The sequence below is a fragment of the Methanomassiliicoccales archaeon genome (genome assembly GCA_014361295.1).
Lineage (GTDB): Archaea > Thermoplasmatota > Thermoplasmata > Methanomassiliicoccales > JACIVX01 > JACIVX01.
In genome coordinates, this window is the sequence record JACIVX010000001.1 from 172,031 (window position 1) to 187,826 (window position 15,796).

General features: G+C 45.1%; 14 protein-coding genes. 10 read left to right on the top strand and 4 right to left on the bottom strand.

The window, feature by feature from the left end:
- Positions 1 to 171: 171 nt before the first annotated feature.
- A complete protein-coding gene (locus H5T41_00855) occupies positions 172 to 573 on the bottom strand; it encodes a DUF2111 domain-containing protein (GenBank protein ID MBC7107336.1) in 402 nt (133 codons plus the stop codon).
- Positions 574 to 1,272: 699 nt separating this feature from the next.
- Between H5T41_00855 and H5T41_00860 the strand changes: the two genes are divergently transcribed.
- Genes H5T41_00860 through H5T41_00880 form a run of 5 tightly spaced genes read left to right on the top strand, consistent with a single transcriptional unit; the run spans position 1,273 to position 6,568 of the window.
- On the top strand, positions 1,273 to 1,953 hold the full coding sequence (locus tag H5T41_00860; protein MBC7107337.1) for a corrinoid protein: 681 nt from the start codon (positions 1,273 to 1,275) through the stop codon (positions 1,951 to 1,953).
- Positions 1,954 to 1,965: 12 nt separating this feature from the next.
- Positions 1,966 to 3,027, top strand: coding sequence for a uroporphyrinogen decarboxylase family protein (locus H5T41_00865; GenBank protein ID MBC7107338.1), 1,062 nt, complete (start codon positions 1,966 to 1,968; stop codon positions 3,025 to 3,027).
- 48 nt (positions 3,028 to 3,075) lie between these two features.
- Entirely contained in the window at positions 3,076 to 4,095 is a 1,020-nt protein-coding gene (locus H5T41_00870; GenBank protein ID MBC7107339.1) for an MtaA/CmuA family methyltransferase, read from the top strand.
- Between the two features lie 14 nt (positions 4,096 to 4,109).
- Positions 4,110 to 5,753: a methylamine methyltransferase corrinoid protein reductive activase gene (locus H5T41_00875; protein MBC7107340.1), complete on the top strand. Its 1,644-nt coding sequence runs from the start codon at positions 4,110 to 4,112 to the stop codon at positions 5,751 to 5,753.
- Positions 5,750 to 6,568: a DUF1638 domain-containing protein gene (locus tag H5T41_00880; protein MBC7107341.1), complete on the top strand. Its 819-nt coding sequence runs from the start codon at positions 5,750 to 5,752 to the stop codon at positions 6,566 to 6,568. The genes H5T41_00875 and H5T41_00880 overlap by 4 nt, the downstream gene beginning before the upstream one ends.
- 751 nt (positions 6,569 to 7,319) lie before the next feature.
- On the opposite strand, the gene H5T41_00885 is transcribed toward H5T41_00880, so the two are convergent.
- Positions 7,320 to 8,093, bottom strand: a complete 774-nt coding sequence (locus H5T41_00885; GenBank protein MBC7107342.1) for an ABC transporter ATP-binding protein — start codon at positions 8,091 to 8,093, stop codon at positions 7,320 to 7,322.
- Positions 8,094 to 8,171: 78 nt separating this feature from the next.
- Between H5T41_00885 and H5T41_00890 the strand changes: the two genes are divergently transcribed.
- The 3 genes from H5T41_00890 (at position 8,172) to H5T41_00900 (ending at position 11,545) form a co-directional block, all read left to right on the top strand.
- Positions 8,172 to 9,566 (top strand): ABC transporter substrate-binding protein, encoded by a 1,395-nt coding sequence (locus H5T41_00890; protein MBC7107343.1) that lies wholly within the window; start codon positions 8,172 to 8,174, stop codon positions 9,564 to 9,566.
- Positions 9,567 to 9,653: 87 nt separating this feature from the next.
- The gene (locus H5T41_00895; GenBank protein ID MBC7107344.1) at positions 9,654 to 10,460 is read left to right on the top strand and encodes a class I SAM-dependent methyltransferase; all 807 of its coding nucleotides are present in this window, start codon (positions 9,654 to 9,656) and stop codon (positions 10,458 to 10,460) included.
- A gap of 14 nt (positions 10,461 to 10,474) precedes the next feature.
- Positions 10,475 to 11,545, top strand: a complete 1,071-nt coding sequence (locus H5T41_00900) for an iron ABC transporter permease (protein ID MBC7107345.1) — start codon at positions 10,475 to 10,477, stop codon at positions 11,543 to 11,545.
- Positions 11,546 to 11,728: 183 nt separating this feature from the next.
- Here the strand turns inward: H5T41_00900 and H5T41_00905 are convergent, their stop codons facing one another.
- Complete coding sequence (locus tag H5T41_00905) at positions 11,729 to 12,412, bottom strand: class I SAM-dependent methyltransferase (protein MBC7107346.1); 684 nt, start codon at positions 12,410 to 12,412, stop codon at positions 11,729 to 11,731.
- A 160-nt stretch (positions 12,413 to 12,572) separates the two neighbouring features.
- Between H5T41_00905 and H5T41_00910 the strand changes: the two genes are divergently transcribed.
- Both H5T41_00910 and H5T41_00915 read left to right on the top strand, forming a co-directional pair.
- The gene (locus H5T41_00910; protein ID MBC7107347.1) at positions 12,573 to 13,658 is read left to right on the top strand and encodes a radical SAM protein; all 1,086 of its coding nucleotides are present in this window, start codon (positions 12,573 to 12,575) and stop codon (positions 13,656 to 13,658) included.
- An 84-nt stretch (positions 13,659 to 13,742) separates the two neighbouring features.
- Entirely contained in the window at positions 13,743 to 14,543 is an 801-nt protein-coding gene (locus H5T41_00915) for a glycosyltransferase (protein MBC7107348.1), read from the top strand.
- A gap of 20 nt (positions 14,544 to 14,563) precedes the next feature.
- On the opposite strand, the gene H5T41_00920 is transcribed toward H5T41_00915, so the two are convergent.
- Entirely contained in the window at positions 14,564 to 15,616 is a 1,053-nt protein-coding gene (locus tag H5T41_00920) for a glycosyltransferase family 4 protein (protein ID MBC7107349.1), read from the bottom strand.
- Between the last annotated feature and the right edge of the window lie 180 nt (positions 15,617 to 15,796).

The following is a 15,796-nucleotide window of genomic DNA, read 5'->3' on the forward strand; positions in this document are numbered from 1 at the left end:
TTTTTCAATTTTCAATCTATTTTACTCCGGAGTGTGATTATCGAGAAATAGATTTTCTAGGATGAGCGCGACACATTACACTCACAATAACAATTTCCAGAAAAAAGATTGAGTGATTTGCAAAATTGAAAAAAAGAGCGCTTCTGCAGGTTACCGATCACTTTCTTGCTTTCACCGACTTGGCACCAATCTGTTCATCAATTCGAATACAGCTCCTTTGGTGATATCGACTGCACCAAATACTGCAATGATCTCATTATTTCTTCTAACTGGAACGGCAATGATAGGCACGCCCTTATACGGTCCCGATGTCGCCACTTTTTTGACGATTGAGCCGCGCTGCAAGGCCTCTTCGAGTACCGGACCTGTGTAGTTGTCATCGATGATCTCGCCTCTCTCAACCCGCACTCCATGCTGGTCTCTATATCTCATCGTCACGGGGAGTCTGCCCATCAACTCGTGGATGATGAGGGCCATGCACCTGAGGTCAATTTTCTCTTCTTGCACCCTTCCTTCTTTTCCACAAGGATTGGATGATTTAATGATGGATAAGGCCTCCGTCACCGCCAGCATTTCGGCTCTTTGATCCGACAACGACGTTGCTAAAATCAATATATCACCAGGTTGGAGATTGAGGATTTTTTGAATATTTCCAGCCTCAATCAATTCGTCGTGCGCGTTTTCTATCACATGCAATGAATCATTCTCAATCCAAACATGGTAGATTGATTCGTTTTCTTTCATTGTAACAGATCCGATCGTGAACCTCGGGGACGCAGGAGATCGACTCTGGCCTCTTATTATCGCGGCACAGTATTTTTTAGGTTTATCATCGAGCCGAATGTGCTCTATCAAAATTCCTGTCTTATCAAAGTACTTCTTTCCCTCACTGGTGAGGAGTATGCCTTTTCTGCTGGTTGTTGCATGGCCTTTACGAACGATCTGCGTGATTATCGTCCTTGTGCTCCCGACTCCTATACCGAGTCTTTTTGCGAGAGCTTCTCTTCCGATAGGGCCATCCTTGCGCAGGATTTGATAAGTTTTCCAGACATGGTACGAATCGAAATATGGCCTTCTTCCTCTTCTGATAATTTGCATTGATGTTATAGATAAAGAGAATCAATTAAATAATTCTTTTGGACTTGGATATGTAAATATAATCCATAAAAAAGGAATCCCACTATGCTGGTCTGTATTATATTGGATGAAAATATTCATTTAATTTCATCCAACAACCAAAACTTTCTAATATTTCCATGACGTAAATTTAACATGAAGAAGAGAACGATTGAACTCTTCTTCCAGGAGGAGGGAGCTGTGACAGAGAAAGCTATATCCGATTTGGAAAAGGCCGTCCTCGATATGGACGAAAAACTAGCGACACAAGCAGCCAAAAGTGTACTCGATTCCAAAATAGATGTGCTCAAAGCAATAAACGAGGGTCTCGTCAAAGGAATGAAAAAGGTAGCAGATCTATACGAGCGTGAACAGATCTTTTTGCCCCAGGTCTTAGCGTCGGCGAATGCGTTTTATGCTGCATTTGAAATCTTAAGACCCAAGATGTTGGAGGGCGCCAAGGGAGTTGGTCACAAAATCGTTATCGGCGTCGTCGAAGGAGACATCCATGATATAGGGAAAAATCTCGTGAAAACGATGATGGAAGCGAACGGTTATCATTGCATCGATCTTGGAAGAGACGTGCCAGTTGAGAACTTCGTCGAAGCGGTAACTGATCAAAAACCATCTTTTGTTGCAATGTCAACGCTTATGACACCGACGATGAAGAACATGAAGCGCGTGATCGATGGTCTCGTCGAAGAAAATGTCCGCAATTCCGTGAAGATAATGATTGGAGGCGGCCCAGTCGATCAAGAATTTGCAAAAGAAATCGGAGCTGATTACTACGGAGAGAATGAGACGGAAGCCGTTAAGTGGCTGAGGAGTGTGAGTTGAGGAGGTATGAAAATGCAAGAAATGACGCCCCTGGAGCGTGTTGTAGCTGCACTCAAGCACGAGACGCCTGATCGTGTCCCGATTTGCCTCTATTTCCAGTCGGCCGCGCAATACCAATTGGCAAGAGATGACTATACATGGAAGGAAGTGCTCGAGAACCCAACCAAACTATTCAGGAATGTCTCTATGCAATACGAATATTACGGAGCGGACAATTTCTTCCTACCCTTGGATTTCCGTGTCGATGGTGAAGCATTCGGAAGTAAATCAGAGTATCTGCTGAAATGTGGTGCAGGATATAGAATGCCAGTAATCACTCAATATGCGATAAATTCGAAGGAAGAAATCGACGACCTAGAAATTCCAGATCCGAAAACATCAGGGCGGTGTCCAGTAATACTTAAAACAATCGAGAAACTGAGTCGTAAGTATGGCGATAAGGTTCCAATCGTAGGTTTTCTGAATAGCCCGCCTGATGTAGCTACAGATATAATTGCTGGTAACTACTCAACAGTACTTCCAATGATGGCGACCGACAAAGAAGCGTTACACAAGCTACTTGAAAAGATCACAAAGTACCTCATAGAATTTGGCAAAGCTATGGTCGATTCGGGTGCACATGCACTTGCAACTGTCAGTGGAGGATTTAACAATCTCACAGTCGGAACGGATCAATACCGCGAATTTGTTGCAAAATACCATGCGGAAATTATAAAGAAAACTGGAGTTCCCTACATATATCATCAATGCCAGGATGCAACTCCATTTATGGACGATATTCTTGCGACTGGTACGGCTTGCGTTGCTTTCCATGAAAAAGTTGATCTGAAATGGGCAAAAGAGAAGTACGGGAAAAAAGTGGCATTGGCTGGTAACGTCGGAGTGTCAGAATCTGATGCGGTGATGTACTCTGGAACACCAGAACAGGTGGAAGAAGCAACGAGAAGAACGCTTGAAATCGGGAAGCCTGGAAGTGGATTTCTGTTGAGCGCTGGATGTGAAGTTCACCACGCATTGCCAGAAGCAAATATCCTGGCGTTAATCAAGGCTGGAAGAAAATACGGCGCTTATTAGAAAACTTTTTTCCTTTTTTTTAAAAAAAAGAATCGGAGGCCCGAAATTATGAACGAAAAAGAAAGATTGATTTCAGCACTAAGGCTAGAAGGAGTCGACAGAGTTCCCTGTGCATGCCCCTTGCAAACTGGAACAATCGATTTAATGAAAATAACTGGTGCCTACTGGCCAGATGCACATAAAGATGCCGATCTTATGACCAAATTGGCGATTGGTGCTCACGATATCGCAGGTATCGAAAGTGTCAGGGTGCCGTTTGATGTAACGGTTGATGCGTCCGCCTTCGGGGCGGTCACAGGAAAGGAGACTATTGATAGGCAGCCGTCTATAATTCAACGGCCGATCAAGACTCCTGAGGATATCGATAAAATTGAGATCCCCGATCCATACCGAAACGGAAGGGCTCCAATCGTGATTGAGGCCGTACGAAAATTGTCAGAGAGAATGAAAGAGACACCAGTGATTTGCGCTATCATCTCGCCTTTCATGTTAGCAGGCCAACTCAGAGGCGAGCAGGAAGCGATAATGGATATTATCAAGAATCCAGATTTTTTGAAACGCGTGCTTGAAATCTCGGCTAGGTGGGGGATTGAATACTCAGCCGCGGCAATTCAAGCCGGAGCTGACATAATTGCAATGGTCGATGCGACTTCAAGCGGCACAGTTCTCGGGCCTTCTCAATATGCTGAGTTCGCGATGCCGTATCAAAAGATGGTAGCAGATTCAATAAGGAAAAATGGTGCTTATTCAATACTCCACATTTGTGGAAACACAACAAAAAATCTGAAATATATGGCTCAAACAGGTGTAAACGGAATCAGTGTCGATCAGCAGATGGATATTTCATGGGTAAAAGAACAGCTGAAGGGCAAGTGCGCGACCATCGGCAATGTGAGTCCCACTTCAACACTGCTGAAAAAGTCGCCAGCAGATGTTGAGGACGAGGTCAGAAAATGTATTGAGGGTGGCACTGACGTTGTTGCCCCTGGTTGTGGGTTCGCACCCGAAACGCCGCTAGAAAACATGAGAGCTCTTGTAAATGCAACCAAGAAGTATGGCAAAAGATAGATAAGAGGCCTGTTATGAAGGACGAGTATGGTATAGCCATAGATATCGGCACAAGTGGCCTCCGAGCTCAAAGCATAGATCTCAAGAAAAAAGAGATTATTGCTACCACGATAACAATGAGGCATCCTGTCCCAGGCGCAAATGTGATGGATCATCTGGATTTCGCCATCAACGTAGGGAAGGATACTGCAAGATCTCTCATTCTAGAAACCCTGAATATGATTTTACGAGAGCTGAAAGTCGATTTGAGAGCAGTAACGACGGTCGCCGTCTGTGGCAACCCAATACAACTATCGTTATTCCAGGACATCGAAATAAGAGATCTAGCTTTTGCTGGTGAGAGAGCCAAGAAGAAATTAGGTGTGGAAAACATAAAGAGAGATGCATGTGTTCTGCGGGCCGGTGATCTCGGCCTAGAAGTAAATGCGGAAGCAGATGTTTTCGTGCCTCCTGCGGTTAAACACGAAATCGGTGCTGATGCATTGGCAATGATGTACAAAACTGATTTTCTAACAACTAATGAGATTGCGATGGTTACCGATTACGGGACCAACGCTGAGATGGCATTGAAAGTAGGTGACGAGATTGTCACAGGATCCGCAGCTGCAGGACCAGCCATCGAGGGACAGCATGTAAGCAAAGGCATGCTTGCTGCACCAGGTGCAATATCGGACATAGAGAACATGGAAAATGACGGATTCATGACATTCGTTCTTGATAAGAATCTCTTCAAAAGGAGAGGCGCCGTCGTAGATCCATTGTCTGGAAATATAATAAGGGATGGAGAATTGCAGGCCAAAGGTATAACCGGAACGGGTGTCGTCGCCCTTGTATCGACGGGTTTGGATGCGGGTCTGATGAAACCCGGTAGAATCAGCAACGACGCAAAAAGAATCCTTCTCCAGAACGGCATTGTCTTTGATGAACATGATCTCAAAGAGGTCGGAAAGACCATAGCGGCCTTTACAGCTGGACATATAACTTTAGCGATGGAATGCGGCATTTCATTAAAAGACATAAAATCAATGTACATGACTGGTGCCTCTGGCACATATGTCGACGCGAAGAAATCGATGAAGCTTGGGCTCGTTCCTGGGACTGTCGAGAAGGTAAGGCAAGTCGGGAATACTTCACTTGCGATGTCTTGTGATATTGTAAAAAATCCCGACCTAATCGATTCTCTGCAGGAGATCGCCGATTCGATCAGAAGTCATCATGTTATGTTTGCTGAGTCGAAAGTTTTTGAGAATGCCTTTGCTGTGGAATTGGGCGTGTGGACACAGGGGATGCCGTTCGATCAAGAAGATAAGATGAGGAAGCATTTCGGAATCGAACCTCGACCGCCACTTAATACAAATCCAGATATTCGCAGGATTGTGGAAAGAGATATTAATGAATTGGGAAAATTTGGCCTCACGGTTGTTGAGGAAGTGGGCGTAACTTTAGAAGGGGAAATATCTGATTGCGTCGAATGTGAGAGATGCGTTAAAGCATGCAATGAAGATGCGATAAGATCGAAAACGGTCAACGGGAAAGTGCATATAGTGATCGACACGGGAAAGTGTCTGGGGACCGCCTGCAGGAGGTGTGAACGCGCTTGCAAGAACAGACTGCTTCACATCGACAAGCTTTCAGTGGTGAAAAAGAGAATCACGTGAATGCCGGTGTAAAATGCATCGGAATCGTAGCGTGCAAAATGTTTGAGGATGAACTAGTGGAAGTTCTTTCCCACGATAAAAGTATGACAAATATTTATGTGATCAAGAATGAGGAACTCGATGGTTTCCTCAACAAGATGAGGGAGAAGGTCTCCAGAGTTAATTTGAGAGCCATTTCTACATCCGATATAGAATCTTTGGATTTGGATCCTTCATCTGCGGTTGTATGGTTAAAACCTATGGCCCTTCATCATAAACCAGAAAAATTGAGAGAAGACGTGATAGAAACATTGTCTGTGATGAAAAAGAAATGTAATGTGGTGTTGCTTTTCTATGGTCTCTGCGGAAACGCGCTAAAAAGAATTGATGAACTGAAAATGAAAACTGGATGTGAAATTGAGATCATTCGTGATGGTAAGGGTGAAATTGTTGATGATTGCATCGGCGCGGTTATCGGTGGGTCAGATGAGTATTTGAAATGTTTACGAGAGAATAAAGGGTCTTTTTTCCTAACGCCGATGTGGGCGTCAAACTGGAGAGAAATGCTTCATAAGGTCCAAATTATGAGCACCCCTGATGACATTGAAGGGGCGAGAATAGTCTTTCAGTCTGTTGGGTACAACAAGGTGATCAAGCTAGATACGGGATTAGGAAATGAGAATGAATTCGAAAAGAACGTGCGAGATTTTGCAAATACATTCGGCTTTCAGAGGGATGAATTAAAAGGCGACCTATCTATAATATTCGAAAGTTACGTAAGAGCAAGATCTTTAGTGGTATCGGAAAATCAACGAAATCCGGTCATAATTGAATGATCACTTCTCGGTGATTTTTTATATTTACAAACATATGAAAACCCAGATAATTTCTTTTCCACGTTATGATTGGCCCAAGAGAAATAAGCTGGGATAAACACTGGTCTCAACAGGGTCTATCAAATTCCAATTATGAGTATTTCAGCATACCCTGTCGTTTCAATTATCAAGTCGGCCCTTCATATTATGTTTACCAGAAGCTTATCCAACGTTTTTTAGGGTCTTTCTATCTTCTTTTTCATCTTCTGATCTTTCAGTTACAAGCTTTAGCAAATACAAATAGTCTTCAATCTCCTACATAAATCGCAAATTTATTCTCAATTATCAGATAAAAAGAGCATATCTATACTCGTATTCGCCTTTCTTTTCAAAGTGCTCTCTCGTGCATCCCGATACGCATGGAGAATAAGCCTAACCCTAAGTCGGACACGTTTCAGGATATCTTAAGGAATTTGAATATTAATTCATTTTTGTGCTTTTGTTTTTTTTGGTTTATCCCATTCTTTTCCAGTCTATACTGCTGACCATCTTTTGACTTATCTATATCGCGCGTTTGTTGCATGTGCATTGTCTTACGACACAAGCTATCGCGTTATGAGGCGTTCAATTACACTTTAGCACACATTTACTTATCCGATACCTCTGAGTCCTTACTCGTAATGATTCTTTTTCAAAATCAACGTGTATTAACAGTTGATGCCTGGCAAATTCGATTCTTCTTCCTTTCCGACTTTTTTAAATCAAAAAGCCTTCAGCTCGAGATCTCCAAAACAACAATGTGGGGTCTCCCGTGACATCCGTCGATCGCAACCCTGACGCCGTAGACCTTCTCGATGTTTTCCGGCGTCAATACACGATCGGCGCTGCCGGCGGCGAATATTTTCCCCTCTTTCATCATGACGACTTTATCGCAGTACTTCGAAGCGAGGTTGAGGTCGTGGATCGCTGCGATACCTGCGAGGCCGTTGTCCGTGACAAGCCTTTCGATCAAGTTCATGACTTCAAGCTGGTGCCTGATGTCAAGGTTGCTCGTCGGCTCGTCGAGCAGGAGAACTTTCGCTTCCTGGGCTAAAGCCCTCGCGATGAGCACCTTCTGTTGTTGCCCGCCGCTCAACTCATCGAATTTGCGCATCGCCAGCCGCTCGATACCGAGCATTGTCAGGATCTCCCACACCTTCTCGGTATCCCTCTCGCAGCACTGCCAGGCAATGTGGGGGCGGCGCCCCATGAGCACGACGTCGAAAACGGTTGGAGAGTCGAAACCTGCATATGCGTTCTGCGGCACATAACCCAAATTCCTCGCGACTTCGATCCTCTTCATCTTTCTGATTTTTCGACCATCAAGCAGGATCTCCCCCTGTTTAGGCTCCAAAATCTTGTTGATGCATTTGAGTAGCGTCGTTTTCCCGGAACCGTTAGGACCGATGACGCCGAGGATCTCCGATTCCCGCAAATCGAAGGAAATGCCCTTTAGCACTTCGAAACTCCGATAGCTGAATCTCACATCGTCGATGACGAGCTGCACGCTTGCGCCCTCCCCTTATAGAAAATGTTAATTATCTGATAAATATTACGATTTTAAAAAAAGTAATACGTGATTACTATGAACAAGAAAACAATTATCGCCGTTGCCCTCGTCTGCATCGTCATCGCTGGTATCCTCGCGGGTTATGGCATCTATCTTATAAGCAAGAGCCCAGAAAAGGAAGAGGAGCCGAGATTCGCTCTCGAGATCTACGGCAATGCGAATATGGATGAGGTCATTGATGAAAAGGACGCAGAATTCGTCACGGAGATCATCAACGGGAACGAGAACGAGACGCAATTCGCTGACGCGAACCGGGACGGGGTGATCAATCAGGAGGACATCGATCAGATCAATGCGATTTTGGAAGGCACGGCAACGTACATCTGGATTCTCGACGGGAACGGAGATCCTGTCAGGGTCAGACTTCCGATTGAAAGAATTGGCGCTGAATATCTGAGCAACGTCGAACTCATGCGCATTCTCGGCGTCGAAGACAAGGTGGTTGCCGTTGACCTAGCCCCTTACAAACTGCGGTGGTTTTACCTTCCTGAGAAGGCCGATGAACTCGTGAATCTCGGAAATATGAATGCCCCCGATTACGAGTTCATTTTGGGTTTGAATCTTGATGTGCTTTTCACGTTCTCTTACGATATCGCTGAGAAGAAGGAGAAACTGCCGGGCGTCGATGTCGTTTTCCTTGGACTTTACTGGCCCGATGTCATCAAGCCGAGCGAATCGCGCTTTATCCAGGGTGTCATGAAAGCCGGGTATATCCTCGGGAAGGTTGACAGGGCGCAAGAGTACGTTAACTGGCTCCTCAGTCTGCTGGATTCCATCAAAAGCAAGACTGTGACGCTTTCAGAAAGTGAGAAACCGCGTGTATTCATGACGGGCATGGTTGGATATATACGGGATGCATCGCAAACGACGATGCGCACATACAATCTAATCGACCCCCTCTCACAGATGTGCATTCTCGCTGGCGGTAAACCGATCGCAGAGGATCTTCCGGACTGGCTGGGATCAAGTTATTACTCGACAGTCGATCCAGAGTGGGTTTTGGAGGAGAACCCGGAGTACATCTTTGTCCACGCAGTCAGGTACACTTATGGTGGTGTAGCTATGACCCCAGCTTACGGTTACGATATGAACGACACAAGCAGTCTGAATGCGACATGGCAGGACATCATGTCCCGCCCGCTGCTCTCGGGTCTCAGTGCTGTGCAGAACGAGAAAGTCTACATCATCGCTGGAGACTTCAGAAACAATGCGATGGGAAGTGTCCTCGGTGCCGTCTATCTGGCGAAGATCCTGCACCCTGAGCTCTTTGAGGACCTCGACCCCGAAGCGATACATCAGGAGTACATCACGAATTGGATGGGGCTTAACTATAATCTCGATGAATACGGGACATTCCTCTACCCGCCCATCGTCATCGATGACGAGGTGATCGGCGCCCCTGACGAATGAGTGATGAGGCGCCGTAAACCTCTTTTTATTCTTTAAAAAAATCGGATTTAGCGAACTCTGGCAGCACACCATGGAGGATTAGATAGGATGACAATCGTGAACTGGAATGATCTGTGGAAATATTCGATGTTGACTTCTCATCGCATCGAGATCGGAAGCACGGCGTTCTGGGACGACTGGGCAAGCCGCGAGAATGAAAGCAAGATGCTGATGGCTGCTTTGACTGAAAGACAACTGGAAAGAATCAAGGTGAGACGCGAGGACACACTCCTCGAAATAGGACCAGGGAGTGGAAGGCTGACGATTCCGCTGGCGAAAATTGTCGAAAGAATCACGGTCGTGGAGCCGTCGAAGAACATGCTTCTCCTCCTCAAAAAGAACGCTGAGAAAGAAGGTGTTAACAACATCAATTATATCAATAAGGGATGGAAAGAAATTGAATTAGGAAGGGATGTGGAAGAGCACGATGTTGTACTCGCCTCTTTTTCCCTTCTCATGGCCGATCTTCAGGAAGCGCTGGTAAAGATGAACGATGCGGCGATAAGAGCCGTTTATCTCTTCGTATCAGCAGACGACTGGATGCCAGATGAAATACAGAGATTGATTTACGGGGAGAAGGTCTCGATCGGCCTTACTGACCATATCATCGCTTACAATCTTCTCAGCGCTCTTGGCATTAAAGCCGACGTCGAAATAATGGATCACATGGCAAGAAGACAATTCGAAACACTCGATGACGCTCTCTCGGATTTTACGAAAATTTATAACGTTCCAGAAATGAAAATTGAGGCGCTCAGGGATTATTTAAAAAAGACGCTCGTCGAGGAAGGAGGGAAGCTATTATTCCATCGCAAGAAGAAAGTTGCAATGATACGGTGGAGGAAATCTGAGTGAAGGATCATCACGATATTTCTGTTACAAAAGTGGATCGCGAGAAGGCGCAATATAAAAAGATCGTTATCCGCAGGATTTTCTTCTCAATTTTCTGCATTATTCTCTTAATCATCATGATGGGCGTCTCCTTGTCCCTCGGTTCCGCTCAGATTTCTTTTGTTGAGGCCTACGCGGCGGTCTTCAATAAACTATTTCCAGGATTGTTTGAAGTGAGCAGTCTCGCCGACACAGTTGTGTGGCATTTGAGGATGCCGCGAATCCTCATGGCTGCCCTCGCCGGCGCGATACTCGCTATGGCTGGATGCACGACAATGGCGATTTTGAGAAATCCTCTCGCTACACCGTACACTTTGGGAGTCTCGGCAGGCGCGGGCTTCGGAGCGGCGATTGCGATCATTCTCGGGAAAGGATTACTTATTGGAAATTTCTTGATCGTCGGCAACGCCTTCGTTTTTTCACTTATTCCAGCCCTCGTTGTTCTCATTTTATCGAGAAGACCAGGAATGACGCCGGAGACGATGATACTGTCTGGTGTGGCGATGACCTATATTTTCAGCGCGTGCAATACCCTTCTCCAATTTTTCGCCGAGGCGGAGGCGGTCAAGACAACGGTCTTCTGGCTCGTCGGTGATCTGTCTAGAGCGGCCTGGTGGCAGCTCCCATATGCGTTAGGCGTTCTCATTCTCGTCTTAATCATCAACATCCGACTGGCGTGGGATCTCAACATCATGAAGATGGGTGATGACCCTGCAAAGGGTCTAGGTGTCGAGGTAGAGAAAGTGAGAAAGATCGTACTCGCGACCGCGTGTTTATCAACCGCGACGGTCGTGAGTTTCACCGGAGCGATCGGTTTCATTTGCCTCCTTTCCCCCCATATTTGCAGGATTGTTGTCGGCGGGGATGAACGATATCTCATCCCGATCTCAGGCCTCTTCGGCGCGAATCTTCTGCTCGTCGCCGACATCATCGCAAGGAGGGCGGCCGCACCCGTCATGTTGCCCGTCGGGGCGATAACAGCGCTTGTCGGAGGACCGTTGCTTATTTACCTGCTCGTCAGAAAAACAATGAGGTCCTGTTGCTTTTGATTTTCAACAATTTTCTAATAGTTGAATCATATGCGAAATCTGATCATACAGCGAAAACACTTGAGGATTGTCTTGAAATCGATGAGATTCCTACTACCGAGGTCTCAATTCTTTTGCCAATGTATTAACCGTATTCTCGCAAGGGGAGTTTCTTGTCATGGGAATCCTGAATATGGAGTCGATCTATGGCTTTTTCAAAACGAGTATCCACATTTTATATGGTGTGCCCTCGACTCTGAGAATCACTTCTTTTTCCTGTAGTTCAACAATTTCGAATAAGTCTTCCACTAGGCGAACAACGCCTTCTCTCGAGAAATAGCATCTGACGACTCCCCCTTCCCCGACCATTCTGTACGTTTCTCGCTCCTCCTCAATCGGAGTGGCGTAGGCCGGAATCGTTGAGCTGGATCGAGTTGATATATATGCAAGCCCCCCATGAGCGAGAACCTTGTGTAACTCCTTGGCTGTCATTCTCGCACCAGTGCAGGTAGACTGGTGGATTGTCCCCTCGCAAACAACGGTGCCGAAAAATTCCTTTCTGAAAAAATTCGAGATGAGTATCATGTCCCCCAGCTTGATCCTTTCGTCAACACTTTCGCCGAGATATGGATACAATCGTTTTCGGGCAAGCTGCACAGCGACTTCTGAGATATCCAGGCCGTAAATATCCAGCCTCCCGTCTTTGCAGACCATATCTAGAAACTCACCATCACCGCATCCCAGGTCGAGGATCGGCTCTCTTATCCGATCTTTATATTTCGAATAGAAATACTCCTGGTAGCGGAATTGTGGCGGAGATTTCGATCTCTGAGACATCTTTCTGTCCCAGAATTCCTTGATTTTTCTGTGCTCGTCTTCTAATTTCATCTTATTGTCAAACATCAACACATTCTGCCTATTGATTTATTTTGTGATTATCATGTTTATTTCTTTTCCAAAGGTGCTGGCTGTTTCATTTTACAGGAAAAGGTCACAGGTAGTTTTCAAAAATTGATCTCGAAATTGAATATGAAGGGAATAGAGGCGTATGATTGATGAAAACCTATCATCATACGATTCTTCTGCAATGATTCCCCTCGAGGCACCTATCCATGTCGGATGGCAATGCACGAACGAATGCAACCTTCAATGCGTTCACTGCTATGCCAGCGCCGGTCATCGGTCATTGAACGAATTCGATACAAAGGAAGCGATGAAGCTCATCGAATCTGTGGCGGATCTCAGCGCCAGAAGCATCGTCTTCACGGGAGGAGAACCTCTAATGAGGAAGGACCTCTTCGAGCTAGTCGAATTTGCAAGAGATCATCATCTTTTCGCGATCATCGCCACCAACGGCACCCTGATCGACAGGGATATCGCGAAATTCTTTAAGAAATCGGGGGTTGCGGTCGCGATTAATCTGCCGACTTTAGACGAACGTTCCAGCGGAATTTTCACCGGTGTTTTCAATTCTCATAACGCACGGATGAGGGGATTGATGTATTGCTTGGAAGAGAGGGTGCCGACGAGCGTCGGCATCGCCGTGACAAACCTCAATTTGAAGGAAATAGGCCGCGTGATCGATTTTTCGCGTGAAAAGAGAATCAATTGCGATGTCCTGGCAACAATTCCCGTCGGGAGGGCATCATCCTCCCTTTTACCTCCTGCGAGCGAATACGAAGAGATGCTCGGGGATATACTGAACCGCTATTCTGCGATCCCCATGAACGCAATCGATCGAGCGGGCGAAACGAATGTTTCGGTTTACGAGCCTATTTACGCGAGAATCATTAAGGACAGAAGGAAGGAGGAGTTCCCCAGGCTCTGCAGCCTCGGCAATGCGATGCATGTAATGGAGGACGGGTCTGTGAGGTCTTGCGTTTACATGCCGACGAGCTTCGGAAACATCAGGAGAAAGAAACTGACAACGATATGGAAAGAAATCAGGGAATCAAGAATTCTTGTGAAGCTGCGGGACCCCCACCGTCTGAAGGGTGCTTGCGGAAAATGCGAAGATCGTGAGATTTGTGGTGGATGCAGGGCGAGGGCATATGCACTCACTGGTGATGTTTTCGCAGAGGACATCATTTGCACAAGATGTACCATGATAGATTCCGAAAATAAATCCAGATGAGAAGGAAAATTATTATGATTATGATAGACCATCATAAAATATTTACAAAATAGAAAATGGTGTGGAGAGGTATGGTGGTTTTCAATGAAATCAGTTGATGTAGTCATTCCTGTAGCTGATAAAAATGATCAAATAACAAGGAAGTGTCTTGATCATCTGGAAAGGACGCAAAAATTCCCCTACAATCTCATTTTGATTGAAGATCGTGGATCTTCATTTTCATTTGGCAAGTCGGTTAATCGAGGGATTAGTCAGGCAGATTCTGATCTTGTTATCGGAATGGATTCCGACGCTTTCCCTGAACCAGACGCAATTGAAAAACTGCTGAAATTTGCTGAAAATTATCCTCATGTTGGATATTTCGGTGTGCGAATCAGACATGTCGGATACGGAAACGGATACGGAGAAAGTCTAGGATGGATTTATTCAAACAATCCGTTGGACCTCGTGAGACAAGCATGGCGAACAAAGGCACCGATTTTTTATTTGAAACAAATGATGAAAAGAGGGCTCTTCTATTGGCATTTGTGGAATACAAATAAATTTGTCCCTGGGATGCTCGGACAAGCGACTTGTTTCTATGCAATTCGCAAGTCGTGTTGGGAAGATATTGGCGGATTAGATGAATCGTTCAAGCGGTGTTCCGATGTTGATCTCTGCTTCAGAATTCTCTTATCTGAAAAATGGTTCTTAACGACCTGTCCACATGTAACGATCATACATCTTGGCTATAAGGCAAGATCGGTGGAGTTCAGGAGAGATTTCGACAATTCTAATGATTCAAAGAAAATGGAGGAAAAATGGCCGCACGAAAAAATCATGCAGGTTGTTGAAGCATCGAAAAAGGGAAAATTCATCATCCCGACAGATAACAAGAGACAATAATAAGCGCGCAATAGATGATTCTAATCGCTGTTAAGGGATTTGTAGATCTGTATTGTTTTGACTGCAATATCGTCCCAATCGAAGCGCTCCGCGATTTTTCGACTCATCTCCCCCATCTTTTTCGCCATCTCAACGTCAATTGATTTTATGACATAAATCATTTCATCAGGCGATTCGCAGAGATATCCGTTGACACCATTGTTGACCAACTCATATAGATTTCCTTTGTTGGTCGAGATTATCGCCTTCGCATAGCTCATCGCGTGGATGACGCTTCCAGATGTCGTGATATCGTCATAGGGCATGAAGAAAATATCAGCGGCGGCAAAGTAATCGTGCGTTTCGTCTGCCGTCACATAGTTTAAATTGACAATCAGTCTATTCTTTAGTACTTTCTTTTGTTCTAGAATGTACTTTCTAATCGCGCGATCCCTGCATTGGCCAGCCATTATTCCGATGTAATTTGAAGGCAACCGCTCGAGAACCTCGATGAATGTTCTTATTCCTTTATTCCAGCGATTAGGAGGAAACATAAGAAGTACAATTTTCTCTTCCGGAATGTCCAGTCGACGACGTGCCACATTTCTCACGCGTAATTCGACATATTCGTTAAAATTCCCATGTGGAATTACGTAAAGTGGGAGGGATTCTCCATAGAGTTCCTGGAATTCGTGCTTCGTTCTTTCACAGTGCACGATCCCAGCGTCAGCCCAATCGGCGATACATCTCATTGCGATGACATCCCTATTATTGCAGAATTGAGGATTGTGAGGTTTAAGATTGTGTATCGTCCAGACCATCTTTATCCCATAATTGTCGCATAACCTTCTTACGGAGGTTATCATAAAATACCAGTTGAAGGGAATCCAATGTAGATGGAGGATATCGAATCCGTCTCTTTTTGCCTTTATCAGTTTCAGAAACGAGAGAGGAAATTGTTTGCCGAACCAAGGTATAAGACGCACTTCAGCTCCATTTTTTATTAAGTGATGCACAAGGGATCTGATGTAGATCGATTTAGAGTCCGGGCAAATCATGACGCGCATTCTCTTAACCTCGTACTGGTTTTTCATTTATTAAGATTGTGTAAAAAAGAATTGGAAAATTATCGCTTTCTCGGATTTGTTTTAAGAGCAACTGATGGTGCTGTAGTAATCAAGGTATACTAAATTCGATTTCAAAAATTCATTTCACACTAATAACTTTAAATGTAGAGTCGATACAGAATGGAACTTGAGCCATCAAAACTTTCT

Coding starts and splice junctions, on each gene's coding strand:
- H5T41_00855 (MBC7107336.1), bottom strand. CDS start 573: ATGCTGGCGGTGACGGAGGCCTTATCCATCATTAAATCATCCAATCCT.
- H5T41_00860 (MBC7107337.1), top strand. CDS start 1,273: ATGAAGAAGAGAACGATTGAACTCTTCTTCCAGGAGGAGGGAGCTGTG.
- H5T41_00865 (MBC7107338.1), top strand. CDS start 1,966: ATGCAAGAAATGACGCCCCTGGAGCGTGTTGTAGCTGCACTCAAGCAC.
- H5T41_00870 (MBC7107339.1), top strand. CDS start 3,076: ATGAACGAAAAAGAAAGATTGATTTCAGCACTAAGGCTAGAAGGAGTC.
- H5T41_00875 (MBC7107340.1), top strand. CDS start 4,110: ATGAAGGACGAGTATGGTATAGCCATAGATATCGGCACAAGTGGCCTC.
- H5T41_00890 (MBC7107343.1), top strand. CDS start 8,172: ATGAACAAGAAAACAATTATCGCCGTTGCCCTCGTCTGCATCGTCATC.
- H5T41_00895 (MBC7107344.1), top strand. CDS start 9,654: ATGACAATCGTGAACTGGAATGATCTGTGGAAATATTCGATGTTGACT.
- H5T41_00905 (MBC7107346.1), bottom strand. CDS start 12,412: ATGAAATTAGAAGACGAGCACAGAAAAATCAAGGAATTCTGGGACAGA.
- H5T41_00910 (MBC7107347.1), top strand. CDS start 12,573: ATGATTGATGAAAACCTATCATCATACGATTCTTCTGCAATGATTCCC.
- H5T41_00915 (MBC7107348.1), top strand. CDS start 13,743: ATGAAATCAGTTGATGTAGTCATTCCTGTAGCTGATAAAAATGATCAA.
- H5T41_00920 (MBC7107349.1), bottom strand. CDS start 15,616: ATGAAAAACCAGTACGAGGTTAAGAGAATGCGCGTCATGATTTGCCCG.